Source organism: Butyricicoccus porcorum (assembly GCF_051246315.1).
Classification (GTDB): Bacteria; Bacillota; Clostridia; order Oscillospirales; family Butyricicoccaceae; genus Butyricicoccus_A; species Butyricicoccus_A porcorum.
In genome coordinates, this window is record NZ_CP178353.1 from 1,051,134 (window position 1) to 1,077,250 (window position 26,117).

Below are 26,117 nucleotides of genomic sequence, written 5' to 3' on the forward strand. Positions count from 1 at the left end.
CTGCCGATGCTTTTTCCTTGAGACATAAAAGAGATTGAGAAAAAGAAAAAAGTGAGAACGCGAAGATTACAGCGTGACGGATTCCACCTGGCCGGTTGTCTGCGAACGGATGAGCGCCTCCGCGACAGCACAGGCGGCACAGCCGTCCTGGCAGCCCGGGCCCGGCTGGGACACACGTCCACGGACATAGTCGACCCAGTGCTGGAGTTCCATCTGATACGCGGTGGGGAAGCGCTGCGACCAGTCGTCCAGAATGGCAAAGCCGCATTGCAGGCGGGAACGCACAATCGGTGCCGCCGGATCCGGCAGGCGGATGGTGCCCTTTTCACAGACCAGCTCACACTGGATGTCGTAGCCGTAGTAGCTGTTTGCCGCGGCTTCCACATCGATCAGGACGCCGCTTTCCGACCACATCAGGGCGAGCTGCGGGTCTGCAAGACCTTCTGCCGCCAGGCTGGTCGAGCGCGGGAACAGCATCTGTCCCTTGACAAGCTCCTCGTCGAGAAGCCAGCGGAACAGATCGATCTCATGGATGACAATATTGATGACATGCATGGCAGTCGTATGGCTCGGCGCGATGCGCGGGGTGCGGCTGACACAGTGCGCCATCAGCGGTGCGCCCAGTTCGCCGGACTTCAGAATTTCCTTGATTTTGCGGTAATCCGGGTCAAAGCGGCGCATAAAGCCCACCTGTACCAGCGATTCTCCCGCTTCTTTTTCCGCCTGGACGACGGCAGCGCAGTCTTCCAGTGTGGTTGCGAGCGGTTTTTCACAGAATACCGGTTTGTGTGCGGCGATGCATTTGCGGGTCAGGTCGGCATGAGCTGCATTCCATGCGGTGACAACAACGGCATCGATGTCCGGGGACTCGATCAGCTCCTCGGCGGTTGCCGCGCTGACTGCGCCATACTGTGCGGCGATGGCATCGCACTTTTCACGGTTGATGTCATAAACCGCGCCGATGCGGACGCCCTCGATGACGGTGGACAGGCGCTTGAGATGATACTGACCGATGAAGCCGCCTGCGCCGACAACGCCGACGGTGACAATCTTCGGATGTTTCATGTAGGGTTCCTCCTTTGCGGAAAGGGTGTGGGCGTTTCGGTATAGTTGTGTTGCGATCTGTCTCAAGTATACGGAATGTGCTGCCGGAAAAACTTGGAGAAGCAGGCAAAAAAGAAAGGTTTTCAGTCAACCTCTGTGCAGAGGGCGGTGCACATGTTATACTGAAACAAAGATTGAGAGAGCGGGCGGCCGGTCGGCTGCAAGAGGAGGAACGTATGATTTTGCCGTATGAACGGGGCGTTGCGCCGCAATCGGAGCTGTATGATGCGACGCCATCGCGGCAGGCGCAGGCAGTGTTGTACTATCTGCACCGTGCCGGACATTTTTTCTGTGATACATCGTACCGGGTAGAGCGCGAGAGCTTTCCGAGTTTTTTGATGTTGTATGTATGCAGTGGAAAGCTGGAGATCCAGACAGCGGATCACGGTACTGTGCAGGTCAGTGCGGAGGAGCTGGCATTTCTCAACAGCCATGAGCCGCATTTATACCGTGCCGTGGAGCCGTTGGAATATATCTGGCTGCATTTTGACGGAGCGAACACGATGGACTTTTACCGGGAGGTGCTGCGCACACATGGGCCGGTACTTCGTCTGGACAATCCGCGCCGCGTGTTTGACCAGATGCAGCAGCTGCTCGGGCAGCTGAGTACCGTTGGCAGCGTGGAGGATGTAACGGCATCCCAGCGCATTCATGCGCTGCTGTGCGGTCTGCTGTATACACCCGACCAGATTGAAGCCCGTGACCCGCTGATTGCGGAGGCACAGCGCTATCTGCGGGAGCATCTGAAAGAGGAGCTGTCTGTGCCGTCGCTCGCGGCGGCATTCCATCTGAGCGCGTCGCAGTTCAACCGGCTGTTTCGGGCACATACCGGACAGTCACCGCATGAATATCTGGTCAATCTGCGGATCAATCGGGCGAAGACCCTGCTCAAGGAAACGCGGCTGTCCATTACGCAGATCGCCGAGGAGGTCGGCTATGGCTATGATACGAGCTTTGCCGCCGCCTTCCGCACCAAAACCGGTATGTCGCCGCGTCAGTTCCGCAGCATGCCGGTATGACTGGGTTTCATCGGTTTGTGCATGAATTCCGCAGGAACTTTTTTCTCTGTCGTTTTACAATACAGATAGCGTAAGAGACTGGTATTGTCAGACAGCGACAGGAGGGGAATTTTATGAAATTACTTCGATTTGGCATGGTAGGCGGTGCTGCGGGTTCGTTTATCGGTGATGTCCATCGGCGCGGCGCGCAGATGGATGATCTGGCGGTAATGACGGCCGGCTGCTTTTCGCGCAGCCCGGAAAAGAGCCGCGCGACCGGGGACAGCTGGCATATTCCGCATGACCGACTGTATGCAGATTATCAGACCATGGCGGAAGCGGAGAGCGCACGGGAGGACGGCATTGATTTTGTCGTCATTGCCACGCCGAACAAGACACATTTTTCCATTGCGAAATGCTTTTTGGAGTATGGCATTCATGTATCCTGTGACAAGCCGGTGGCGATGAATGTCGAAGAGGCAAAGCAGCTTCAGGCACTCGCAGAGCAGAAGGGGCTGCATTTTGGCGTCAGCTACACATATGTCAATTATCCGATGATACACCAGATGCGTGAGATAATCGAACAGGGAGAAATCGGACGAATCCTAACGGTTACGGCGGAATATCCACAGGATTGGGTGGCCAATGACCTGAACGCCGGTGTCGATGTGGCACACAAGTGGCGGTTTGATCCGGCGCAGGCAGGTGAGTCGGCATGTGCGGCCGATATCGGCACACATCTGTCCTGCCCGGACTGCTGTGGGCATCGCAGGTTGCGATTGGACATGAGTGCAGTGTAGCGCTGCGTGTGTTCGGCGACAAGGGCTCACTGGAATGGACACATGACCAGCCGACCCGTCTGAAATTTACACGTGCCAACGGGCCGGAGATCTATCTGACTAATGGGCGCTCGTTCCTGTGTGACCGTGCAAAATCTATGTCACGCATTGCAGCGGGACATCCGGAGGGTTTCTTTGAGACATTCGGAAATTATTATCGCGGCTTCTGTACGGAAGTACTGCGCCGCATGGGGGAGAGCGATGCACCGGTGCTGCCGCATCCCACCATTGCAGATGGAATCCACAGCATGCAGTTTGTAGATGCCTGCGTGGAAAGCAACCGGAAGGGGAATGCCTGGGTCGACGTTCCACAGGAATAACAGGAAGCTGTCAAAGCAGCGGCGGGCCGAATGGCTGCGCCGCTGCTTTTTTTGATGTGTGTATTCCTGTCGGCGGGATTCCCGATTTTTCGATATATATGGACACATGACAGCCGATAAATTGCTGACAAATTTGCCGGAAGTGTGAAAAAGACAGTGCAAAATTTGTGCATCTTGCGATTTGTGGAAAAATTACTTCATCATTTCCACAAATTGTCCTTCAAATCTGCGGGGAAATGCTGTATAATTTTCCTAGAGAAAATTGATATCCATCATTGGATGGATCAAAACCCACTCCAATAAAATCAAGAAATATGAGGTGTTTGAAATGGGCTATATGGAAGAATATCGCAAGTGGATGGAATCCCCGGCACTGACTGAGGCGGAGCACGCCGAGCTGGCAGCGCTGGAAGGAGATGAAAAGGAAATTCAGGAACGCTTTTTTGCGCCGCTTTCCTTTGGCACCGCAGGCCTGCGCGGTACGCTGGGTGTCGGCCTGTATAAGATGAACCGCTTTACTGTCGGTGCAGCGACGCAGGGTCTTGCAAATCTGATTAAGCAGTACGGCCCGCGCGCCATGCAGCGCGGTGTTGCCATTGCCTGCGACAGCCGTATTCAGTCGGATGAGTTCTCCCATCTGGCAGCAAGCATTCTGGCGGCAAACGGCATCAATGTCATTGAATGGGAATCCCTGCGCCCGGTTCCGGTACTGTCGTTCACCGTCCGCACCTACGGTACGCTGGCAGGCGTCATGATTACCGCTTCCCACAACCCGAAGGAATACAACGGCTATAAAGTTTACTGGGAGGATGGCGCACAGCTGCCGCCGAAGGAAGCGGATGTCGTTGCAAAGGAAATGGGCGCGCTCGACATGTTTACCGAGGTCAAGACCATGGATCATCAGGAAGCAGTCGACAAGGGTCTGATTAAGATCATCGGCCCGGAATCCGACGAGATTTATCTGCGCCAGATTCAGAAGATGTGCATCAATCCGGACTGCATTGCGCAGGTTGCGGATGACTTTAAGATTATTTACACTCCGTTCCACGGCGCAGGCTATAAGCTGGTACCGGAAATTCTGAAGCGTATTGGCTATAAGAACGTGATTTGTGTACCGGAGCAGATGGTTATTGACGGCAATTTCCCGACGGTCAAGAGCCCGAACCCGGAGAACAAGGAAGGCTTTAACATTGCGATCGAGATGGCGAAGGAAATGGGTGTTGACCTGATTATCGGCACCGACCCGGACTCCGACCGCTGCGGCACCGTACTGAAGAGCAGCACAGGTGAATACGTCACCCTGAGCGGCAACCAGATGGGCGTCCTGCTGATTGACTATATTATTACGGCGAAGAAGCTGACCAACACCATGCCGCCGCATCCGGCTGTACTCAAGTCTGTTGTATCGACCGAGATGGCGCGCAAGGTTGCCAATGACAACGGCGTTGAGTGCTTCGACACCTTCACCGGCTTCAAGTTCCTTGCGGAGAAGATCAAGCAGTTTGAGGAAACCGGTTCGCATCAGTATCTGTTCGCCTTTGAGGAGTCGTATGGCTATCTGTGCGGCGACCATGCACGCGACAAGGACGCTGTAATTGCATCTATGCTGATTGCGGAGATGGCTGCATATTACCGCACCAAGGGTATGACTCTGTACGATGCAATGCAGGATATGTATAAGCGTTACGGCTACTATGCAGAGGAAACCCTGTCTATCGTTATGCCGGGTGTTTCCGGTCTGACCCGCATGGCAGAGCTGATGAAGGAGCTGCGTGAATCTCCGCTCAAGGAAGTCGGCGGCACCGCTGTTAAGGACGTGCGCGATCTCCAGACCGGTATCCAGACCGAGCTGGCAACCGGCGAGACCACTGAGGTCGAACTCAAGGGTCAGAACGTTCTGTATTATGATCTGTCTGACGGTACCAGCTTCATCATCCGTCCGTCCGGCACCGAGCCGAAGGTCAAGGTTTATATCATGGCAAACGGCGCGAGCAAGGAAGAGGTCGACGCAAAGGTCGAGAAGTACGCTGCTGCTGCAAAGGAAATCGTCAAGTAACCTACTTTTCTTTTTAAGGAAAAGAAAAGTAGGCAAAAGAAAACCTTTCCGGTGCGCTCCCGCGCACAGCGGACATGTCGGACAAACACGTCCGCCAGTCCGCCCCAACGCCGCAGAGATGAATTCTGAAGCGGGCTGAGAGCAATTCGGAGAGGAAAAGCAAAAGAAAACCTTTCCGGTGCGCTCCCGCGCACAGCGGACATGTCGGACAAACACGTCCGCCAGTCCGCCTCTTATGAATAAAATTTGCGGGATGCATTTGAGGTATTTCGATCAATCAGCTCTCTCTGTCCGGCTCGTCTCCTGCGGGAGGCGGGTCGGTGGAGGGAGTTTTTTACGGCTTGAAAGGGAGTATATGGACAAATACAGGGAAAAAGAGAATGAACGGAAGCTGTCGAAGGCAGAGGAGCGCCGCAAGGCACAATTTGAACAGCTGAAAGCAAAGCTGGAGGCACAGGGCTATGTGGAACATGATCTGACCATCGGGCTGGTCTATGCGAACATGATGGCATTTGTGCTGGCGCTGCCGCTCAGCGTTCTTTTTATCATTGTGTTTTTGTGGCACAATGGAGCAGCGGAAGGGTCGATTGGACTTGCGGGTCTGGTGCTGGTTTTCGTGCTGTTCTTTGTATGGATTTGTGTGCATGAGCTGATCCACGGCATTACGTGGGCAATCTTTGCGCCGTCGCACTGGAAAGCAGTGGAGTTCGGATTGATAAAAGAATATCTGACGCCTTACTGCACGTGCAGCGAGCCGCTGGAACGGTATCAATATATTGCAGGCGGGCTGATGCCGACCCTTCTGCTGGGAATTCTGCCGGCACTTGTCGCAGTGTTTGCAGGCTCCTGGCTGCTGCTGATTCTGGGGATTGCGCTGATTTTTGGCGGTGGTGGAGACATGGCGGTTGTGCTGAAGCTGTTGCGGCACCACAGTGCGGCGCGCGAGGTTCTGTATATTGACCACCCATATGCGGCGGGGGTGGTCGCGTTTGAACGGGCATAAAAACAGATCCCCGGCCGGTCTTTTTCCGGTCGGGGATTTTGCATAGGTAAGGTGTGTTCGGAATTTACTTCTCGTCGGACAGCAGGCTGACGTCCTTGCCTTCGAGAATGTAGTTGGTGGTGCGCATGGCACACATCTTGCCGCACATCGAACAGGTGTGGCGATCCTGAGGCGGCTTGGACTCGAAGTATTCGCGTGCCTTCTTGCCGTCGATGGCGAGGGAGAACATCTCATCCCAGTCGAGGCGGCGGCGTGCGTCGCTCATCTTGTCGTCGATTTCGCGTGCACCCGGGATACCCTTTGCCATGTCAGCGGCATGGGCAGCAATCTTGGACGCAATGATGCCTTCCTTTACGTCGTTGACGTCCGGCAGGCGCAGGTGCTCAGCCGGGGTGACATAGCACAGGAAATCTGCACCGTAGGTGGCTGCAATGGCACCGCCGATGGCAGAGGTGATGTGGTCATAGCCCGGTGCGATGTCGGTGACCAGCGGGCCAAGGACATAGAACGGTGCGCCATGGCACAGGCGCTTTTCAATCTCCATGTTGGCCTTGATCTCGTTGAGTGCCATGTGACCCGGGCCTTCGATCATGACCTGTACGTTTTTGTCCCATGCGCGCTGAGTCAGGATACCGAGTTCGATCAGCTCGGTGATCTGGCTGGCATCGGTCGAGTCATGGGTGGAGCCGGGACGCATTGCGTCGCCGAGACTGATGGTGACATCGTACTCATGCAGGATGTCGCACAGCTCGTCGTAGTATTCATAGAACGGGTTTTCGTTTCCGGTCATTTCCATCCAGGCGAACAGCAGAGAACCGCCGCGCGAAACAATGTTGGTCAGGCGCTTGGTCTGCTTGAACGTATCGATGGTCTTGCGGTTGATGCCTGCGTGGATAGTGACGAAATCAACACCGGTCTTGGCATGTGCTTCGACGACGCGCAGGAAGTCCTTTGCGGTGATGCTCTTGAGGTCCTTTTCGAGATAACCGACGGCATCATACATCGGAACAGTGCCGATCATGGCAGGGGACATGTCGATCAGTTCCTGACGGAAGGTGTGGGTCTTGCCGTAGTTGGACAGATCCATGATGGCTTCGGCGCCGAAATCGATGGACATGCGAACCTTCTCGAACTCCTCTTCATAGTTGTGGCAGTCGCCGGAAATGCCGAGGTTGACGTTGATTTTGGTTTTCAGACCTTCGCCGATGCCCTCCGGGGACAGCGCGGTGTGATTTTTGTTTGCCGGGATGACGACCGTGCCGCGGGCGATGCGCTCGCGCAGCACTTCGACATCAATGTTTTCTTTCTTTGCGACAATTTCCATCTGCGGGGTAACAATGCCCTTTTTTGCCGCTTCGATCTGTGTCATATGCATGCTGGTTTTCCTCCTGCTGAAAAAACTTAGGGAACAAAAAATGCGCTGGATTCATAGGAATTCAGCGCATATCTGGAAATCGTAACCGGATTGTACCTTTACTTCCTACAACGGTGTTAACCGACAGGTTCAAAGGGTCAGGTTTTAACCTTCTCAACTCGGCGTTCCGGGCGGAACGCACATCAGTTCCCCTGTAAATTGATATCATTATAACAACACGGCGGGCATCTGTCAATGCGGTTTGGACAAAATCCACAAAAAAGAAAAACACACGACATCCAGGCCGCACTATTGCACAGCCACCGTCATGTGTTTCTTGGCAAAAAAGAGGAGGAAGCGCCGCCTGCTGCGGACGCTCTTTTGGGTGGAAAGTGGGGGAACTTTCCGGTTATTCTCTCTTTCGATTGTGCTGAAATTATATCACCCGCCGGCAAAGATGAAAAGAAGCAAAATTCATGAATTATCGACAAGAAACGGCGAAGAAAACTGTGCAGTTTCAATATATAAGAAAGTTGAGAGATGAAAAAATGCAAAAAAAATGAAAACAATTGGAAAACAACCGGTAAAATCGCAGGATGGGAATGTAAAACCTGCGAAAAATTTTTCGATGGATAGGAAAAAACAGTTGAATTGCAGAGGTTTTTTTCGGAATTTGTCATTCTGTCGATGTCGCCGGTGCGTCGCGCGACACGCATGGTTGAATAAATCTCCAATCCCTGCCAATCCCTGCGCAGTATAAAATCCGTATTTTTTACCCATATTATACTTTACAAACAACTTTGGGTATGATATGATGCAAGAGTTAGTGCGCTCCCTGTGCTTAGCAGTCTGGATACCGGACATGTTTGACCGTGCCCATCACCTTAGGCCGCTGCCCAGCGCAAGGGAGATAACAAATATTATTTTTTTCATGAGGTGTTAAAATGATCCGCAAAGAACAGAAGGCAGCAGTTATTGAAGCAAACCGCATGCATGAGACCGATACCGGTTCTCCGGAAGTACAGATCGCAATCCTGACCGAGCGCATCGCTCAGCTCACCGAGCATCTGAAGGAGCACAAGCACGACAACCATTCCCGTCGCGGCCTGCTCAAGATGGTCGGCCAGCGCCGCAGCATGCTCGCTTACCTGAAGAAGAAGGATATCGAGCGTTACAGAGCAATCGTTAAGAAGCTCGGCCTGAGAAAGTAAGAGTTCCGACGGAAGAGGAGGCTGCATGCGGTCTCCTCTTTACCAGTTTTTTGGAACAGTACGGCAATTCCTTGAGCAGTTGAAGGACTGGCTTATCCGGTTAAGCCCGCGCTTCAAGTGCTTGAAGGACTGTCGGAGGTTCCGCATCATTCTTTTGAGAAAAGGAGACAGTCTGAGTTATGACTACTATTACACACAAGTCATTTGATGAAGAGCGTGTATTTGAAACCACGTTTGCCGGCCGCAAGCTGACCGTCGAGACCGGCAAGGTTGCACAGCTGGCCAACGGCTCCGCACTGGTTCGCTATGGCGATACCGTCGTGCTGGTTACTGCAACGGCATCCCCGAAGCCGCGTGAAGGCGTAGATTTCTTCCCGCTTTCGGTAGATTTTGAAGAAAAGCTGTATGCAGTCGGCCGTATCCCGGGTTCGTTTATGCGCCGTGAGGGCAAGGCAAGCGAGCAGGCAACCATTGCTTCCCGCCAGATCGACCGCCCGATGCGTCCGCTGTTCCCGAAGGATCTGCGCAACGATGTTTCCATCGTCTGCACGGTTATGGGCAACGATTATGACAATTCCCCGCAGGTCACTGCACTCAACGGTGCATCCATTGCGGTAGCAATTTCCGATATCCCGTTCAACTACACCGTAGCTGGTGTTGACGTCGGCCTGGTTGACGGCGAGTTCGTCCTCAACCCGACGGTTGAGCAGCGCCAGAAGAGCCTGATGGATGTCACCGTTTGCGGCACCGCGGAGAAGATCGTCATGATCGAGGCTGGCGCAAAGGAAGTCCCGGAGGATCAGATGCTCGAGGGTCTGCTGTTTGCACATGAGGAAATCAAGAAGATGTGTGCATTCATCGACTCCATCAAGGCGGAGATCGGCAAGCCGAAGTTTGAGTATGAGCACCACGATGTCGACCACGAGCTGTTCGACAAGATCGAGGACTTTGCACGTGCAAAGGTCGAGGTTGCTTTCGATACCGATGACAAGACCGTTCGCGATGCACGTATGCAGGTTGTCCGCGCTGAGATCGACGAATTCCTCGGCGAAGAGGTTGCAACCGAGCGCGCAGGTGAGATCACCGAAATCGTAGACAAGCTGTGCAAGAAGGTTGTCCGCAAGTGGCTGACCGAGGGCAAGCGCGTCGATGGCCGCGGCATGGAGGAAGTCCGTCCGCTGGCTGCACAGGTAGGCGTCCTGCCGCGCGCACATGGTACCGGCCTGTTCACCCGTGGTCAGACGCAGGTTCTGTCTGTCTGCACGCTGGGCACGCTGGCAGATGCACAGCAGCTGGATACCATCTTCGAGCAGAAGGAAAAGCGTTATATCCATCATTACAACTTCCCGTCCTTCTCGGTCGGTGAAACCCGCCCGTCCCGCGGCCCGGGACGCCGTGAAATCGGTCATGGCGCACTCGCAGAGCGTTCCCTCGTACCGGTTCTGCCGTCTGCGGAGGAATTCCCGTATGCAATCCGCGTCGTATCTGAGGTTCTGTCCTCCAACGGTTCCACCTCGCAGGGCTCTGTCTGCGGTTCTACGCTGGCTCTGATGGATGCAGGTGTTCCGATTACCGCACCGGTTGCAGGTATTTCCTGCGGCCTGATTACGGATGATGGCCAGGAGACCACCTTTACCGATATTCAGGGCGTCGAGGACTTCTACGGCGACATGGACTTCAAGGTAGCCGGTACCAAGAAGGGCATCACCGGCATTCAGGTCGACATCAAGGTTGACGGCCTGACCCCGTCCATCATCAAGGAAGCATTCCGCAAGTGCCGCGATGCGCGGTATAAGATTCTGGATGAGGTTATGCTCAAGGCAATCGCTGAGCCGCGTCATGAGGTTTCCCCGTGGGCACCGAAGACGATCACCATCCACATCAATCCGGACAAGATCCGCGATGTCATCGGCAAGGGCGGTTCTGTCATTCAGAAGATCACCGCTGAGTCCGGCGCAAAGGTTGACATTGCCGAGGACGGCACCGTCAGCATTTCCTCTATCAATGGCTCCGACGGCGAGAAGGCCAAGAAGATGATTGAGACCATCGTCAAGGACCCGGAGGTCGGCGATGTATTCTATGGCAAAGTTGTCCGCCTGATGGGCTTCGGCGCATTCGTTCAGATTGCACCGGGCAAGGACGGTCTGGTTCACATCTCCAAGCTGGAAAAGCGCCGCGTTGAGCGCGTCGAGGACGTTGTCAAGGTCGGCGATATGGTTTGGGTCAAGGTCATCGAGATCGACGACAAGGGTCGCATCAACCTGTCCTGCAAGGACGTCAAGGAAGAGGAAAAGGTTCTGTAAGTTTCCTTCTATAGAAAAAGCAAAGGCTGTATCCGATTTCGGATACAGCCTTTTTTATGTACGGTTCGGTTTGTCATCTGTGCGGAATGCTGATAAACACATGCTGCCACAGTACGAACCCTGCCGCGAGTGCGCCTGCGGTGCGCAGGGAGGTGGTCTGTGCCGTCAGCAGCAACGCGGGCACGAGGTCAAACGACAGCGGCAGGCCGTTGAGCAGCGGCGCGAGAAACGGTGCCAGCGCCAGATACAGCCCCGGCAGGGCGACGAACACGACCTCCATCCAGGTGGAGCCCCAGCGTGACAGCTGGGCAAGGAACGCGCCGCAAACCGCAAAGGTCAGCAGGGTGACAACATAATTCGCGGTGGATGAGGTGAGCATGGAGGATGCGGCATAGCCGACTGTGGGGACAACGCAGAACAGCGCGTCCCATATGAGTAAGCGAAGGAATCGCTGCATGGGAAAAGACTCCTTTCCGGGTCAAAAATTGTTTTGTCTCAGTATACCGTTGTCCGCCGGAAAAAGCAAGGAATCGACGGGAAAACGAAAAATCGATATGTTCTCATAAAAAACTTTTCAAAACCGTTCGACTTATCGGTAGAATGTGATATACTTGAGGGAAGGATAGCGGCAATTTGCCGAATAGATGGAGAAGATAGAATATGTATGATCGCATTGTATTGCCGAACGGCGTGCGTGTCGTCACCGAACCCATTGTCGGTGTGCGCTCCGCGGCGGTCGGTATCTGGGTGCTCAATGGCTCGCGGTATGAGCCGGATGAACTGAGTGGTATTTCCCATTTTATTGAACACATGGTGTTCAAGGGGACGGAAAAACGCTCCGCACAGCATATTGCCATTGCAATGGATGCCATAGGCGGACAGGTCAATGCATTCACAACCAAAGAATGCACGTGCTTTTACTTAAAGACGCTGGACAGGCATTTGCAGACCGGCGTCGAAATTTTGGCGGATATGTGCATGAATCCGAAGTTTTCGCAGCGTGATATCGATCTGGAACGCGGTGTCGTGCTGGAAGAAATCGACATGTATGAGGATTCGCCGGAAGATGTTGCAACCGAAAAGATTTTTGAATCATGTTTTGCAGGCTCATCGCTTGGCCGTCCCATTCTCGGCCGCGAGGACACACTGCAAACGATGAATGGTGACACGCTGCGTCGGTATATGGCGGAGTATTACCATCCGGAAGACACCGTCATTGCGCTGGCAGGCTCCTATACACAGGAGGATGTGGATTATATCTGCGAGATGTTCTCCGGCATGAAGGGCACAGGGCACAATGTCATCGAGCCGGCAACCTATCAGCCGAGTATCGTCGTGCGCCCCAAGGAAATTGAACAGAATCATATCTGCATCGGCTTCCCGGGCATTTCCATGTGCTCAGAGGAGCGGTATGTCAATGCTCTGTTGGGTGCCATTTTGGGCGGCGGCATGGCATCGCGCCTGTTCCAGACCGTCCGTGAACAGAACGGCCTGTGTTATTCGGTGTATTCGTTCAATACTTCGCATGAAGATACCGGTGTATTCAGTATTTACACCGCGCTCGGCAAGGAGACTGAGGCAAAGGCCATTGAGCTGATTCGGGAAGAATGCCTGCGTCTGGCAGCCGATGGCCCGGATCGTGCGGAGCTGAGTCGCTGCCGGGAACAGGCGAAAACCAATATGCTGCTCGGTATGGAGAGCACCTCTGCCCGCATGAATCAGCTCGGACGCGGCGAGATGTTCTTTGATCGCGCACCGGAGCTGGATGAGGTCATGGCGATGTATGACGCCGTTACGGCGGATGATATCGCACGGCTGGCTCGCCAGATCTTTGATTTCGATCAGGCGTCAATCTGTGCAGTCGGACAGGTCGGCGATGAGGACTATTATAAAAAGCTGCTCGGTAAGTAAGCAGACAGAGGAGCGGCGTGCCTGTGCTGTGTGGGTACGCCGCATTTTTTCTCATGGGAGAGTGATGAAATGGAACAATATATTCTTGCGATTGATGCGGGTACGACAAGTGCGCGTTGTATCCTGTTTGACCGCGCAGGACAGATGTGTGCTGTGGCACAGAAGGAGTTGCATCTGAATTATCCGCATGACGGCTGGGTGGAACAGGATGCCATGGAAATCTGGAAAACACAGCTACAGGTGTGCCGCAGTGCCATGTCTGTACACCTAATACAGCCCGAGCAGATTGTCGCCATCGGTATTACCAACCAGCGCGAGACAACCATTGTCTGGGATAAGGCGACAGGTAAGCCGATTGCGCCTGCCATTGTGTGGCAATGCCGCCGCACGGCAGAGCAGGCGGATGACCTGCGCAGCCGCGGCCTGACGGACATGCTGCGCGATAAAACCGGTCTTGTGGTCGATGCGTATTTCTCTGCGACCAAACTGCGCTGGATTCTGGATACGGTTCCCGGCGCGCGTCAGCGGGCGGAAAACGGCGAATTGCTGTTCGGCACAGTGGACAGCTGGTTGATCTGGAACCTGACGGGCGGGAAACGGCATGTGACGGACGCGTCCAACGCGGCGCGCACGATGCTGTACAACATTCATACGCTGCAATGGGATGAAGATATTTTGCGCGAGCTGGACATTCCGGCGTGTATGCTGCCGGAGGTTGTGCCGTCGAGCGGCATTGTGGCGTATGCGGATGCATCCATGCTCGGCCGGGAGATTCCGATTGCAGGCATTGCAGGCGACCAGCAGGCGGCGCTGTTCGGACAGGCATGCTGGCAGCCGGGCGAGGCAAAAAATACCTACGGCACGGGTTGCTTCCTGCTGATGAATACGGGCACAACATCCGTCAGCAGCAGCAATGGCCTGCTCACGACAATTGCATGGAACATCGGCGGCACGGTAGAATATGCGCTGGAGGGCTCTGTATTTGTCGCAGGTGCGGCGATTCAATGGCTGCGCGATGAAGTCGGTCTGCTGGAGCATTCGTCTGAATCAGAGGACATTGCGCGCAGTGTGGCGGATACAGGCGGCGTGTATCTCGTCCCGGCATTCACCGGTCTTGGAGCACCCTATTGGGATCCCTATGCGCGCGGCACACTGATCGGCCTGACACGTGCGACCAGCCGGGCGCATATCGTCCGCGCCGCACTGGAATCGTTGGCGTATCAGACGGCCGATGTGCTGGATGTCATGCAGAAGGATGCCGGACTGGTATTGCAGAGCCTGAAGGCAGACGGCGGTGCGAGTGCCAACAATTTCCTGATGGAATTTCAGGCAGACCTCATCGGTGTGCCGGTAGAACGCCCGGCCTGTGTGGAGACAACGGCATTGGGAGCTGCCTGCCTGGCAGGGCTGGCAGTCGGCTGCTGGGCAGACCGCGACGAGATTCGCCGCACGATTGTGCCCGACCGGACGTTCCGACCGCAGATGGAGACAGCACGGCGGGAAGAATTGCTTGCCGGCTGGCATAAGGCAGTTTCGCGTGCACTGGGCTGGGCAAAAACCGAATAAACAGCCGCAAAACAGGCTTTGAAAATGTTTTTTTAAAAAACCTGAAAAAACTGTTGACATGGGTGCAAAATCTTGGTATACTAATCAAGCAGTCGAGAGATGGCAAGAAAAACTCAAGAGATTGCACATGCGCCAGTAGCTCAGTTGGATAGAGTGTTTGGCTACGAACCAAAAGGTCGGGGGTTCGAATCCCTTCTGGCGTACCAGAAAAACCGTTGATTTCAAATGAGATCAACGGTTTTTCCTTTTTTGTTTTGGACGATGTTGGCTGCGATGCGCAGAAACCGGAGATTGGACGGCAAAAAAGCCGGATATCGTTTCTTTTCCGAAAAACTATGGTATAATACAGGACAAAGGGATTGCGCCGCCGTGCGCAGCGAAGAGGAAACCAGCCGGCACAGCATTGGTATACATGGAGGAGATACAATGACGTCAGAACAGATCAAACAGGAAGCGGAAGCACTCCGCCAGACAATTGTGTCCGACAGACAGTACCTGCATGCGCATGCCGAAACAGGCTTTGCCCTGCATGATACGCTTGCATTTGTCCGGAAACAGCTGACTGATATGGGGTATCAGCCTGTGGATTGCGGAAAGGCGGGACTTGTCGCATTGGCAGGCGGCAAAAAACCGGGAAAGGTGTTCCTGCTGCGCAGCGATATGGACGCGCTGCCGATTGCGGAGCAGTCGGGAGTCGATTTTGCCTGCCCCAACGGAAAGATGCATGCCTGTGGGCATGACTTGCACACTGCCATGCTGCTCGGCGCAGCGCGGCTGCTCAAACAGCATGAGGATGAAATTCAGGGAACCATCAAGCTGATGTTCCAGCCTGCAGAGGAAATCTTCGAGGGCTCCAGTGACATGATCGAAGCGGGTCTGCTGAAAAATCCGGATGTCGATGCCGCGTTGATGATTCATGTCATGGCGGGCATGCCGTTTGCCGCCGGAACGGTGATCGTTTCGCCACCCGGCGTGAGCGCCCCGGCTGCCGATTATTTTGAAATTAAGGTACAGGGCAAGGGCTGTCATGGCTCTATGCCGAACACGGGTGTTGACCCGCTGACTGCGGCAGCACATATCCTGATCGCCCTTCAGGAAATTCAGGCGCGGGAGCTGGCGATGGATGACCGCGCTGTGCTGACCATCGGCACGATGAACGCCGGTACGGCTGCGAATGTCATCCCGGATGCTGTCGTCATGGGCGGCAGTCTGCGCACGTTTGACGAGGAGACGCGTACAAAGATTAAGAAACGCATGACGGAGATCACGCAGGGCGTTGCCACGGCATTCCGCGCACAGGCGGAGGTTGTATTTGGCAGCGGCTGCCCGACGCTGGTCAATGATGCAGACCTTGCGGCCTGTGCCGGAACCTATGTCAAGGAACTGCTGGGCGAGGGCAGGGCGTTCTCGTCAGCAGAGCTGAGTGCGATGGGCGGCGGGAAATCCTCCGGTGCCGCAGGTTCCGAGGACTTTGCCTATGTCAGTCAGGAGGTGCCGTCTATTATGCTGGCACTGGCTGCCGGCCAGCCGGAAAAGGGGTACGGTTATCCGCAGCATCACCCGATGGTGCGTTTTGACGAAGATGCACTTTCCGCCGGCAGTGCCGTTTATGCCTATACCGCACTGCGCTGGCTGGAGGAGCACAGATAAAATTCAGCGTGAAAGCGATTTTGAGCCTGCCGTTCCGGCAGGCTCTTTTGCTGTACAGCGCGCAGACAGTCAATTTACATATGATATAAAATGGAAGATATTGTGAAACTATACACTGAAATAAGTAAAATTTTGGTGTGTTTTGGCGAAGTATACACAAGTGTTGGGAAAGATGACAAAAACAGATAAGTTATACTGGATAAAATTATAATTTTGCACAATTTTTACTGGAAACTTGAAGAGAGGCGTGTTATACTATAAACAATCCCTGCATGGATTTGGAAATGCAGGGGTTCGGCATGTAAGAGAATATGAGAAAATTTACGTTAAAAGGTGGAGTTTACAATGGCAATGGAACTGAAAATGACCGGTCTGACTTCTTTTATGAACGAAGACGAGCTGAAGTATATGAACCCGCTGGTGCAGACCTGCAACAAGATGCTGCTGGAAAAGTCTGCGCAGGGCAATGATTTCCTCGGATGGGTGAATCTTCCGGTCGATTACGATAAGGAAGAATTCGCACGCATTCAGGAAGCAGCAAAGAAGATTCAGAAGACCTGTGATGTGCTGGTCGTCATCGGCATCGGCGGCTCGTATCTGGGCGCACGTGCGGCAATTGAGTTCTGCCTCGGCCAGATGTACAACAGTGTCCGTCCGGAAGGCATCCCGGAGGTATATTTCCTTGGCAACAACATCAGCTCCGGCGCGCTGAATGATATTATTAAGATCATCGGTGACCGTGACTTCTGCATCAATGTCATTTCCAAGTCCGGCAGAACCACCGAGCCTGCCATTGCATTCCGCATCTTCAAGGATATGTGCGAGAAGAAGTACGGCAAGGAAGGCGCAAAGGATCGCATCTTCGCTACCACCGATAAGGCGCGCGGCGCACTTAAGGAACTGGCAAATGCAGAGGGCTATGAGACCTTCGTAGTACCGGACGACGTTGGCGGCCGTTTCTCCGTTCTGTCCGCAGTCGGCCTGCTGCCGATCGCCGCTGCCGGCATTGATATCGCTGAGATGATGCGCGGCGCTGCTGAGGCACGCGAGGCGTTTACTGACGGCACCACGCTGGACAACGACTGCTTCCGCTATGCGGCAATCCGCAACATCCTGTACCGCAAGGGCAAGGGCACGGAGATTCTGGTCAACTATGACCCGGCACTGGTTATGTTCGGCGAGTGGTACAAGCAGCTGTTCGCAGAGTCGGAAGGCAAGGATCTGAAGGGCATTTTCCCGGTATCCGCAGCATTCTCCACGGACCTGCACTCCATCGGCCAGTTTATCCAGGACGGTACCCGCAACCTGTTTGAGACGGTTGTCTGGGTCAAGGAGCAGCGCTCTGATGTCACCATCGGCCATATGGACGGCGACTTGGACGGCCTGAACTATCTGGAAGGCAAGACCATGCAGTTCGTCAACTCCAAGGCATATGCAGGCACTCTGCTGGCACATGTCGACGGCGGCGCACCGAATGTCCTCATCGAGGTCGACAAGGCTGATGCATACCACTTCGGCTACCTGTGCTACTTCTTCGAGAAGGCATGCGGCCTGAGCGGCTATCTGCTGGGTGTCAATCCGTTCAACCAGCCGGGCGTTGAGAGCTATAAGAAGAACATGTTCGCTCTGCTCGGCAAGCCGGGCTTTGAAGAGGAGAAGAAGATCCTTGAGGCGAGAATGAACGGCTAAACGTTTGAAATGGAACAAACAGAGCGGCTCACCGGAATTTCCGGTGGGCCGCTTTTGCGTGTGCCGAGATTGAAAAAGCAGCAGGGCGAATTGCCCTGCTGCTTCTGGTGTGAGTTAGGTTCCCTGTTCCCGGCGGAAAAAGACGTAGCTCATGATATACGGGACGAGGACAAGAACGGCAATGGCGGTCAGCAGCACGGGGAGAGAGACCCTGGCCGGAAGAAATGCACTCAGCACAATGACCAGCCCGCCGATGACCCATACCACACCGCACAGACGATGCGTGCGGTACCAGACGGTCTCATTCGCCAGCGTCCATGGCGTGCGGATGCCGATGAAATAATTGTGCTTGAACTTCGGCATGAGGTTGCCGCAGACGACAATCAGAATGCCCACAAGGATCGTGACAAAGACCTGTGCGTCCAGTGTGCCGGGGCGCACCGATTCGGTGATGACAAACAGCGTGATCGCAAGCATGAACACATCGAAGATCAGGATAAAGGTCTGGTACGCATCGGAAAACCGGGTGTAATTTTCCCGTTTCGGATCAATGCGTCGCGTCACAAACATCAGACCGGTGACAACTGCGCTGATGGCGGACAGCGGCAGAATAAACCAGCGGTCACTGTATGTGATGACACCGGATGCATCCCAGTGTGTCGGAATGCGCGCGGGCAGATATTGGTAGGCGATGAGCGCGGCGAGCAGCGGCGCAAGAGCCAGAAGGCAGATCGGAATCAGTCTGACAGAATCGGATCGTTTCATGATGGGTCTCCTCCCTGTAACTCCGCAATCCATGCCATGATTTCCTCCAGCACGGACAGGTTTAACTCGTAATAGATGAATTTTCCGCGGCGGCTCGCATCGACCAGCCCCGCATCCTTCAGGATGGACAGGTGATGGGAGATCGTCGCGCCGGTGCTGTCGAAGTGTGCGACGACCTCACCCGCTGTCATCGGGCCGCCTTTTAATAGCGTCAGAATTTCGCGGCGCGTCGGGTCGGACAGCGCCTTGAACGTCTGTTGAAAGGACATACGGCATCCCTCCTGTGTGTCTTATATTTAGATTGTTGTCTAAATATAAGATAGCATGCGCACGGGATTGTGTCAATAGACAATTAGACAAATTTCTAAATGAATATTTGGGCAAAAAAGAAGCCGCTTCCCGGAAGGGAAAGCGGCAAAGGAACGGTCAGTATTGCACCGGGTCATCGCTGTCCGGTTCGGCGGAGAACGGCTCCAGCGTCATGCACATGTACCCGTCGGCTTTTGCGAGCGAGATGATGGCGGTTTCCGCCTGCCATTTGCCGTCCTTGGACGGCTTGCGTCCGGTCAGCTCGGTGACTGTCGCGGAGAGCTGCTCCTCCGAGACCGATGAGGGGAAATCCACATCGACAGAGGAGACATCGCCCAGTTCATCATAACAGACATCAAAGGTGATATCGACGCCGCAGGCGGTGCCGTCAAATGTGCGCATTTTCAGCGAACCGTCCGCGCGGTATTTCTGATCGATGCCATCGCCCAGCAGCTCAGTGACACCGACATCCGGTGTGCCGATCAGAGTAAACAGCATGTTCAGGTGCATGGTGTCGCTGTCCTGCGGAGTAAGCGCCTCTGCTCCGGCGGACTCAGATGTGTCTTCTTTTTTATCGCCGCAGCCGGTCAGAACTGGGCACAGCAGCAGCGATGCGGACAGCAGGATACACAGGAATCGTTTCATGACAAGCCTCCTCTGCCGTGCGGAAACCGCAGCACAGCGATGCAATGTGCATGCGTATGCACGGGAATTTTGTAAAAATCACACGGAATTTTTAAATAAATTATCACTCCGCGCATTATGGTTATCATACGGCAAAGACGACACATTTGCAAGAGAAAACGCGAAAAAATACGGAATTGACATGATATTGTAACGGCTTTGCAAACAAAATCAAACATTGCAGGAAGAAAAATGGGAAATTTGTCCCGCAAGAGTAATAGATCGTATGAATAAATATACAATTTAAGAAATAATTACAAATTTTCCTTGCATTCCGTGCATAGGGGGATTATAATAGGGACATGACAAAAACAGGGGCGATTGGGACGCGAAAACACGGTTTTTGCGGATTTAACAAAACAAACCGCCCTTTTCAATGGAGGCTTATACAACATGGCAACGAAAGATATGAAGATTAAAAAAGCAGTTTTGGCATATTCCGGCGGTCTGGATACTTCCGTCCTCATCCCGTGGCTGAAGGAAAACTACGGCTGTGAGGTCATCGCGGTTTCCGGTGACGTCGGACAGGGCACCGAGCTGGACGGCCTGGAGGAAAAGGCACTCAAGACCGGCGCTTCCAAGCTGTATGTCATGGATCTGACCAAGGAATTCGTTGACGATTATATTATCCCGACCATGAAGGCCGGCGCGGATTACGAAGGCTACCTGCTGGGCACCTCCTTCGCACGTCCGATCATCGCACGCCGCCTCGTCGAAATCGCAAAGGCGGAAGGCGCGGACACCATCGTACACGGCTGCACCGGTAAGGGCAATGACCAGGTACGTTTTGAGCTGGCAATCAAGGCATTCGCACCGGAGATGCAGGTACTCGCTCCGTGGCGCTTCTGGGAGCTGGACAGCCGTGATAAGGAAATCGATTACGCGGAAGCACACAACATCCCGCTGAAAATCAACCGTGAGACCAACTACTCCAAGGATAAGAATATCTGGCATCTGTCCCACGAGGGCCTCGACCTGGAGGACCCGGCAAACGAGCCGAAGTACGATGAGATCCTTGAGATGGGCGTTTCCCCGGAGGCTGCTCCGGACAAGCCGACCTATGTCACCATCCACTTTGAGCAGGGCGTTCCGACCGCAATCGACGGCGAGGAGATGGAGTCTGTTGCACTGCTGAAGAAGCTCAACGAGCTGGGCGGCGCAAACGGCATCGGTCTGCTCGACCTGGTCGAGAACCGTCTGGTCGGCATGAAGAGCCGTGGCGTCTATGAGACCCCGGGCGGCGCAATCATGTATGCGGCACACAAGAAGCTCGAGGAGATCACCCTCGACAAGGAGACCGCACATTATAAGGCTCAGCTGGCGATGAAGTTCGGCGAGCTGGTATACAACGGTCAGTGGTACACCCCGCTGCGCAAGGCGATGAGCGCATTCGTCGACGAGACCCAGAAGACGGTTACCGGCGACGTCAAGCTGAAGCTGTACAAGGGCAACATCATCCCGGCTTCCGTCACCTCTCCGTACAGCCTGCATTCCGAGGCGATGGCAACCTTCGATGCGGATGATGCATACAATCAGGCAGATTCCGAGGGCTTCATCAACCTGTTCGGCCTGCCGCTGAAGGTGCGTGCGCTCAACGACGCAAACCTGAAGAAGACCACCGGCCGTGAATTCCCGACCGTGGAGTAATCCGAAAAAAACAACCATAAAATCGGAACGATTGTCACAATCGGGCGGGCGTGCGCGTCCGCCCATTGTGTGTTTTTCAGGGCATTGCCCATTTTTTCGATACGCAAGCAAATGACCGGGAAAACCCGATTCCCGGATAAAAGGAGACCGCCTTATGAAACTCTGGGCCGGACGTTTCCAGAAGGAAACCGACAATGTAGTAAATGACTTTAACTCCTCCATCCAGTTTGACGGACGCCTGTACCGCGAGGATATCACAGGCTCCATCGCACACGCCACGATGCTGGGCAGACAGGGGATTATCGAGGAGCATGAAGCAGAAAAAATTGTTGCAGGACTGAAAGAAATCCTGTATGACATTGAAAACAACGATCTTGACGTATTCAATCCGGAATACGAAGATATTCATATGAACATCGAGGTTGCGCTGACGCAGCGCATCGGCGATACCGGCAAGCGCCTGCATACGGCGCGCTCGAGAAACGACCAGGTTGCACTCGACATGCGCCTGTATGTCAAGAAGGAAATCTGCGAGATCATGCAGCTTGCCATTGACTTCGAGAAGGTACTCGTCGAAAAGGCAAAGGAAAACCTCGACACCGTCATGCCGGGCTATACGCATTTGCAGCGCGCACAGCCGACCACGTTCGGCCATTATATGATGGCGTATGCGCAGATGCTGCGCCGTGATATTTCCCGTCTGGAGGACTGCTTTGAGCGCATGGATGAGCTGCCGCTCGGCTCCGGTGCACTGGCTTCCACCACCTATCCGATTGACCGTGAATTTGTCCGCGACCAGCTGGGCTTTGCACGTGTGACGGAGAACTCGCTGGACGGCGTTTCCGACCGCGATTACTGCATTGAGCTGATGAGCTGCCTGTCCATGATGATGATGCACATGTCGAGACTGTCCGAAGAGGTCATCTCGTGGTGCTCGTGGGAGTGGCGTTTTGCCGAGCTGGATGACGCTTATTCCACCGGTTCGTCCATTATGCCGCAGAAGAAAAACCCGGATGTCTGTGAGCTGATCCGCGGCAAGACCGGCCGTGTCTATGGCGACCTGATGACGCTGATGACCACGATGAAGGCACTGCCGCTGGCCTATAACAAGGATATGCAGGAGGACAAGGAGTGCGTATTCGACGCAATCGATACCGTCAAGCAGTGCCTGGAGGTATTTGCGCCGATGTTCCGCACGATGACCCTGCGCAAGAAGAACATGCGCAAGGCAGCAAGCCAGGGCTTCATCAATGCGACCGACTGCGCGGACTATCTGGTTAAGAAGGGCGTACCGTTCCGCGATGCCTACATGATCGTCGGACGCCTCGTCAACACCTGCATCCGTGCGGATGAGACGCTGGAAACCATGACACTCAAGGACTTCGCTTCGATTTCCAACAAGTTCGGCCCGGATGTCTACGACGCGCTCGACCTCAAGACCTGTGTCGAAGGACGTTCGGTCATTGGCGGCCCGGCACCGAAGGAAGTGACCCGCCAGATCAACAAGATCGAGACCTTCCTCGCGGATTCCGAGGAACAGCTGGCGGAAATGCGCACCCGTCTGCGCACGTAATCGGGGGACTGCGATATGAAACCTGTAGTATATATTGACGGCAAAGAGGGAACCACCGGATTGCAGATTTTTGAGCGGCTGGGATCCCGTGAGGATATCGAGCTGATCCTCATCGATGAGGACAAGCGCAAGGACACGCAGGAGCGCAAAAAGTTCATCAATGCGGCGGATATCGTGTTTCTGTGTCTGCCGGATGCGGCGGCACGCGAGGCGGTTGCACTGTGCGAAAACCCGAACACGCGGTTTATTGACGCGTCCACCGCGCACCGCACCCATCCCGACTGGGATTATGGTTTCCCGGAGCTGTCCGCAGCGCACCGCGCGGCAATTGCAACGTCAAAGCGTGTCGCAAATCCCGGCTGCCATGCCTCCGGGTTTATCTCCTCGGTGTATCCGCTGGTCAAGTTGGGCATCGTTCCGCCGGATTATCCGCTGACCTGCTCTTCGCTGACCGGCTATTCCGGCGGCGGCAAAAAGCTGATTGCGGAATATGAGGATGTGAACCGCGACCCGCGCCATGAGTCGCATCGCATTTATGGACTGACACTCAAACACAAGCATCTGCCGGAGATGACGCATGTATGCGGTCTGGCGGCAGCGCCGGTGTTTGTCCCGATTCTCGGCGACTTTTATAAGGGCATGGCGTCCACCGTCATGCTGCACAACCGGCTGCTGCCCGGCGCGCCGACGGCGCAGGACATTCATGCGAAGCTGGCAGACTATTATGCGGATCAGACCATGGTCAATGTCATGCCGTTCGGCGGCGAAGAACCGGTGATTTATTCCGACACGATGGCGGGACGCGACAGCCTGGAGCTGATCGTCTGCGGCCATGAGGAACAGACCATTGTCACTGCGCTGTTTGACAATCTCGGTAAGGGCGCATCCGGCGCGGCGGTTCAGAATATGAACCTCATGCTCGGGTTTGACGAAACCACCGGACTGACAAAGTGAAATTCACGCTTTTTTCGATTGGTTTGAAAGGAACGAATATATGAAAAAGATAGAAGGCGGCGTTTGCGCCGCAACGGGCTTCCGGGCAGCCGCACTACATTGCGGCGTCAAGACAGGCAGCCCACAGGAGAAAAATGATCTCGCGCTGATCGTCAGCGCATGCCCCGCGGCAACTGCGGCGACGTTCACCAACAACCGCGTCAAGGCAGCTCCGATTTATGTCTGCATGGAGCATCTGGAAAACGGTGTGGCACAGGCGATTGTCGCCAATTCCGGCAACGCGAATGCATGTGCGCCGGAGGGCATGGAAAATGCACGCCGCATGGCGGCAGCTGCGGCGAAGGTCACCGGCATTGAGGAAGACCGTGTACTCGTCGGCTCGACCGGCGTCATCGGCCAGCGCCTCAACATCGAAGCCATTGAGGGCAGCATGGAAGCACTCGCGGCGAAGCTGTCTGACAGCGCGGAGGCGTCCGTGGAGGCAAACCGAGCCATCATGACCACTGACCTTGTCGAGAAGACGGCTGCGGTTGAGTTTGACTGCGGCGGAAAGACCTGCCATATGGGCGGCATTGCCAAGGGCTCCGGCATGATTCATCCGAATATGGGCACCATGCTGTGCTTTGTCACGACGGACTGTGCCATCGACCCGTCGCTGCTGCGCACCGCGTTACAGGACGTTGTGGAACGCACGTTCAATCGCATTTCGGTCGACGGCGATACCTCGACCAACGATACCTGTGTCGTCATGGCAAACGGCATGGCGGGCAATCAGCTGATCGACTGGAAGGATGAGGCATATCATACGTTTTATGCCGCACTCGAGGAAGTCTGCCTGACGCTGGCGAAGAAGATGGCAGCGGACGGTGAGGGCGCGAGCAAGCTGATCTGCTGCACCGTCAAAAACTCCCGTGCGGAGGAATATGCGGAACGCCTGGCGAAGGCTGTCATCGCTTCCAGCCTGGTCAAGGCTGCCATGTTCGGCGAGGACGCAAACTGGGGCCGTGTGCTGTGCGCGATGGGCTATTCCAAGGCGCCGTTCCGCCCGGAATATGTCACCATCGGCTTTTCCAGCGCAGCAGGTGCGGTCACTGTCTGTGAGCACGGCGAAGGCCTTGATTTTGATGAAGATCTCGCAAAGAAGGTTCTGTCGGAGAAGGAAATTTCCATCGATATCGACATCCACGAGGGCGACGATCAGGCCACTGCATTCGGCTGTGATCTGACCTATGATTACGTCAGGATCAACGGCGATTACCGTACCTGAGTTCGGAGGAAATCACATGGCAGAAGAAATGGAAAACCAGCGCGCGCAGGTGCTGATTGAAGCACTGCCGCATATCCAGAAATATTATGGCAAAACCGTCGTTGTCAAGTACGGCGGCAACGCTATGATTAACGAAACACTCAAGGATGCCGTTATTCATGACATTGTCCTGCTGAGTCTGGTCGGTGTCCGCGTCGTTGTCGTACACGGCGGCGGCCCGGAGATCAGCGGTATGCTCAAGAAAATCGGCAAGCAGTCTGAATTTGTCAACGGTCTGCGCTATACAGACCGTGAAACCATGGACATTGTCCAGATGGTGCTGTGCGGCAAGGTCAACAAAGATCTTGTATCGCTGCTCGGCAATGCGGGCGGCGCGGGCGTCGGCCTGAGCGGCATGGACGGCGGACTGTTCCAGGCTGTGCGCAAGATCGATGCCGATGGCACAGATTACGGCTATGTCGGCAACATTGTCAAGGTCAATCCGGAGCCGGTTGTCGATATGCTTGAGCACGGCTATATCCCGGTTGTCTCCACCGTTGCGCTCGGTGTGGATGACGACACCAACTACAACATCAATGCTGACCTTGCGGCTGCCAAGCTGGCAGTTGCCTTGCAGGCGGAAAAGCTCATCCTGCTGACCGATGTGCGCGGTCTGCTGATGGATCGCCACGATGAGAATACTCTGCTGCCGGAGGTCAAGGTCTCCGCTGTGCCCAAGCTCATCAAGGATGGCATTATTGCGGGCGGCATGATCCCGAAGGTCGACTGCTGTGTTGAAGCAGTGCGCGAGGGTGTCCGTCAGGCCAATATTCAGGACGGCCGCGTCGAGCATTCGATCCTGATCGAGCTGTTCAGCAATCAGGGTGTCGGCACGATGTTCTACTGATCCAAAAGAAAAAAGGGGAAAACAATCC

General features: G+C 54.7%; 23 protein-coding genes, 1 tRNA gene and 1 riboswitch. Of the genes, 18 read left to right on the forward strand and 6 right to left on the reverse strand.

Annotation, left to right across the window (positions count from 1 at the left end; translation table 11 throughout):
- Nucleotides 1–66: 66 nt before the first annotated feature.
- A complete protein-coding gene (locus ACLM7Z_RS05085) occupies nucleotides 67–1,065 on the reverse strand; it encodes a Gfo/Idh/MocA family protein (protein WP_435645650.1) in 999 nt (332 codons plus the stop codon).
- A gap of 215 nt (nucleotides 1,066–1,280) precedes the next feature.
- Here ACLM7Z_RS05085 and ACLM7Z_RS05090 point away from each other — a divergent pair, with 215 nt between their 5' ends.
- From ACLM7Z_RS05090 to ACLM7Z_RS05110, 5 genes are all read left to right on the forward strand, one after another.
- The gene (locus tag ACLM7Z_RS05090) at nucleotides 1,281–2,123 is read left to right on the forward strand and encodes an AraC family transcriptional regulator (RefSeq protein ID WP_087019149.1); all 843 of its coding nucleotides are present in this window, start codon (nucleotides 1,281–1,283) and stop codon (nucleotides 2,121–2,123) included.
- 113 nt (nucleotides 2,124–2,236) lie between these two features.
- Nucleotides 2,237–2,902 (forward strand): Gfo/Idh/MocA family protein, encoded by a 666-nt coding sequence (locus tag ACLM7Z_RS05095; RefSeq protein WP_435645651.1) that lies wholly within the window; start codon nucleotides 2,237–2,239, stop codon nucleotides 2,900–2,902.
- The gene (locus ACLM7Z_RS05100; protein ID WP_435645652.1) at nucleotides 2,818–3,261 is read left to right on the forward strand and encodes a Gfo/Idh/MocA family oxidoreductase; all 444 of its coding nucleotides are present in this window, start codon (nucleotides 2,818–2,820) and stop codon (nucleotides 3,259–3,261) included. The genes ACLM7Z_RS05095 and ACLM7Z_RS05100 overlap by 85 nt, the downstream gene beginning before the upstream one ends.
- A gap of 328 nt (nucleotides 3,262–3,589) precedes the next feature.
- On the forward strand, nucleotides 3,590–5,317 hold the full coding sequence (locus tag ACLM7Z_RS05105; RefSeq protein WP_087019143.1) for a phospho-sugar mutase: 1,728 nt from the start codon (nucleotides 3,590–3,592) through the stop codon (nucleotides 5,315–5,317).
- 355 nt (nucleotides 5,318–5,672) lie between these two features.
- Nucleotides 5,673–6,320 carry a DUF3267 domain-containing protein gene (locus ACLM7Z_RS05110; RefSeq protein WP_435645653.1) on the forward strand — a complete coding sequence of 216 codons (648 nt, stop codon included), beginning with the start codon at nucleotides 5,673–5,675 and terminating at the stop codon, nucleotides 6,318–6,320.
- Between the two features lie 64 nt (nucleotides 6,321–6,384).
- Here the strand turns inward: ACLM7Z_RS05110 and thiC are convergent, their stop codons facing one another.
- Complete coding sequence (thiC, locus tag ACLM7Z_RS05115) at nucleotides 6,385–7,695, reverse strand: phosphomethylpyrimidine synthase ThiC (RefSeq protein ID WP_435645654.1); 1,311 nt, start codon at nucleotides 7,693–7,695, stop codon at nucleotides 6,385–6,387.
- An 85-nt stretch (nucleotides 7,696–7,780) separates the two neighbouring features.
- Nucleotides 7,781–7,898, reverse strand: a riboswitch (TPP riboswitch).
- Nucleotides 7,899–7,929: 31 nt separating this feature from the next.
- Between thiC and ACLM7Z_RS05120 the strand changes: the two genes are divergently transcribed.
- From ACLM7Z_RS05120 to ACLM7Z_RS05130, 3 genes are all read left to right on the forward strand, one after another.
- Nucleotides 7,930–8,154, forward strand: coding sequence for a hypothetical protein (locus tag ACLM7Z_RS05120; RefSeq protein ID WP_087019137.1), 225 nt, complete (start codon nucleotides 7,930–7,932; stop codon nucleotides 8,152–8,154).
- 464 nt (nucleotides 8,155–8,618) lie between these two features.
- A complete protein-coding gene (rpsO, locus tag ACLM7Z_RS05125) occupies nucleotides 8,619–8,885 on the forward strand; it encodes a 30S ribosomal protein S15 (protein WP_087019135.1) in 267 nt (88 codons plus the stop codon).
- A 179-nt stretch (nucleotides 8,886–9,064) separates the two neighbouring features.
- Nucleotides 9,065–11,188: a polyribonucleotide nucleotidyltransferase gene (locus ACLM7Z_RS05130; protein ID WP_273349304.1), complete on the forward strand. Its 2,124-nt coding sequence runs from the start codon at nucleotides 9,065–9,067 to the stop codon at nucleotides 11,186–11,188.
- Nucleotides 11,189–11,261: 73 nt separating this feature from the next.
- Here the strand turns inward: ACLM7Z_RS05130 and ACLM7Z_RS05135 are convergent, their stop codons facing one another.
- Entirely contained in the window at nucleotides 11,262–11,645 is a 384-nt protein-coding gene (locus ACLM7Z_RS05135) for a hypothetical protein (protein ID WP_087019131.1), read from the reverse strand.
- A gap of 203 nt (nucleotides 11,646–11,848) precedes the next feature.
- Between ACLM7Z_RS05135 and ACLM7Z_RS05140 the strand changes: the two genes are divergently transcribed.
- From ACLM7Z_RS05140 to ACLM7Z_RS05160, 5 genes are all read left to right on the forward strand, one after another.
- Entirely contained in the window at nucleotides 11,849–13,099 is a 1,251-nt protein-coding gene (locus ACLM7Z_RS05140) for a M16 family metallopeptidase (RefSeq protein ID WP_087019129.1), read from the forward strand.
- Between the two features lie 69 nt (nucleotides 13,100–13,168).
- Entirely contained in the window at nucleotides 13,169–14,665 is a 1,497-nt protein-coding gene (glpK, locus tag ACLM7Z_RS05145) for a glycerol kinase GlpK (protein WP_087019127.1), read from the forward strand.
- A 129-nt stretch (nucleotides 14,666–14,794) separates the two neighbouring features.
- Nucleotides 14,795–14,871: transfer RNA gene (locus tag ACLM7Z_RS05150), tRNA-Arg, on the forward strand.
- A gap of 220 nt (nucleotides 14,872–15,091) precedes the next feature.
- Nucleotides 15,092–16,315: a M20 metallopeptidase family protein gene (locus tag ACLM7Z_RS05155; protein ID WP_087019125.1), complete on the forward strand. Its 1,224-nt coding sequence runs from the start codon at nucleotides 15,092–15,094 to the stop codon at nucleotides 16,313–16,315.
- Between the two features lie 345 nt (nucleotides 16,316–16,660).
- Nucleotides 16,661–18,004 (forward strand): glucose-6-phosphate isomerase, encoded by a 1,344-nt coding sequence (locus ACLM7Z_RS05160; RefSeq protein ID WP_087019123.1) that lies wholly within the window; start codon nucleotides 16,661–16,663, stop codon nucleotides 18,002–18,004.
- A 114-nt stretch (nucleotides 18,005–18,118) separates the two neighbouring features.
- Here the strand turns inward: ACLM7Z_RS05160 and ACLM7Z_RS05165 are convergent, their stop codons facing one another.
- From ACLM7Z_RS05165 to ACLM7Z_RS05175, 3 genes are all read right to left on the reverse strand, one after another.
- Nucleotides 18,119–18,769 (reverse strand): SdpI family protein, encoded by a 651-nt coding sequence (locus tag ACLM7Z_RS05165; protein WP_435645655.1) that lies wholly within the window; start codon nucleotides 18,767–18,769, stop codon nucleotides 18,119–18,121.
- Nucleotides 18,766–19,038, reverse strand: coding sequence for an autorepressor SdpR family transcription factor (locus ACLM7Z_RS05170; RefSeq protein WP_087019119.1), 273 nt, complete (start codon nucleotides 19,036–19,038; stop codon nucleotides 18,766–18,768). Before ACLM7Z_RS05170 ends, ACLM7Z_RS05165 begins: the two co-directional genes overlap by 4 nt.
- A gap of 157 nt (nucleotides 19,039–19,195) precedes the next feature.
- Nucleotides 19,196–19,723, reverse strand: coding sequence for a hypothetical protein (locus ACLM7Z_RS05175; RefSeq protein ID WP_087019117.1), 528 nt, complete (start codon nucleotides 19,721–19,723; stop codon nucleotides 19,196–19,198).
- A gap of 432 nt (nucleotides 19,724–20,155) precedes the next feature.
- On the opposite strand from ACLM7Z_RS05175, the gene ACLM7Z_RS05180 reads away from it, so the two are divergent.
- From ACLM7Z_RS05180 to argB, 5 genes are all read left to right on the forward strand, one after another.
- A complete protein-coding gene (locus ACLM7Z_RS05180; protein WP_273349310.1) occupies nucleotides 20,156–21,409 on the forward strand; it encodes an argininosuccinate synthase in 1,254 nt (417 codons plus the stop codon).
- Between the two features lie 154 nt (nucleotides 21,410–21,563).
- Complete coding sequence (argH, locus tag ACLM7Z_RS05185; RefSeq protein ID WP_087019113.1) at nucleotides 21,564–22,982, forward strand: argininosuccinate lyase; 1,419 nt, start codon at nucleotides 21,564–21,566, stop codon at nucleotides 22,980–22,982.
- A 15-nt stretch (nucleotides 22,983–22,997) separates the two neighbouring features.
- Nucleotides 22,998–23,936: an N-acetyl-gamma-glutamyl-phosphate reductase gene (gene argC / locus ACLM7Z_RS05190; protein ID WP_087019111.1), complete on the forward strand. Its 939-nt coding sequence runs from the start codon at nucleotides 22,998–23,000 to the stop codon at nucleotides 23,934–23,936.
- 40 nt (nucleotides 23,937–23,976) lie between these two features.
- Nucleotides 23,977–25,203, forward strand: a complete 1,227-nt coding sequence (gene argJ, locus ACLM7Z_RS05195; RefSeq protein ID WP_087019109.1) for a bifunctional glutamate N-acetyltransferase/amino-acid acetyltransferase ArgJ — start codon at nucleotides 23,977–23,979, stop codon at nucleotides 25,201–25,203.
- Between the two features lie 16 nt (nucleotides 25,204–25,219).
- Nucleotides 25,220–26,089 carry an acetylglutamate kinase gene (argB, locus tag ACLM7Z_RS05200; protein ID WP_242969822.1) on the forward strand — a complete coding sequence of 290 codons (870 nt, stop codon included), beginning with the start codon at nucleotides 25,220–25,222 and terminating at the stop codon, nucleotides 26,087–26,089.
- Nucleotides 26,090–26,117: the final 28 nt, after the last annotated feature.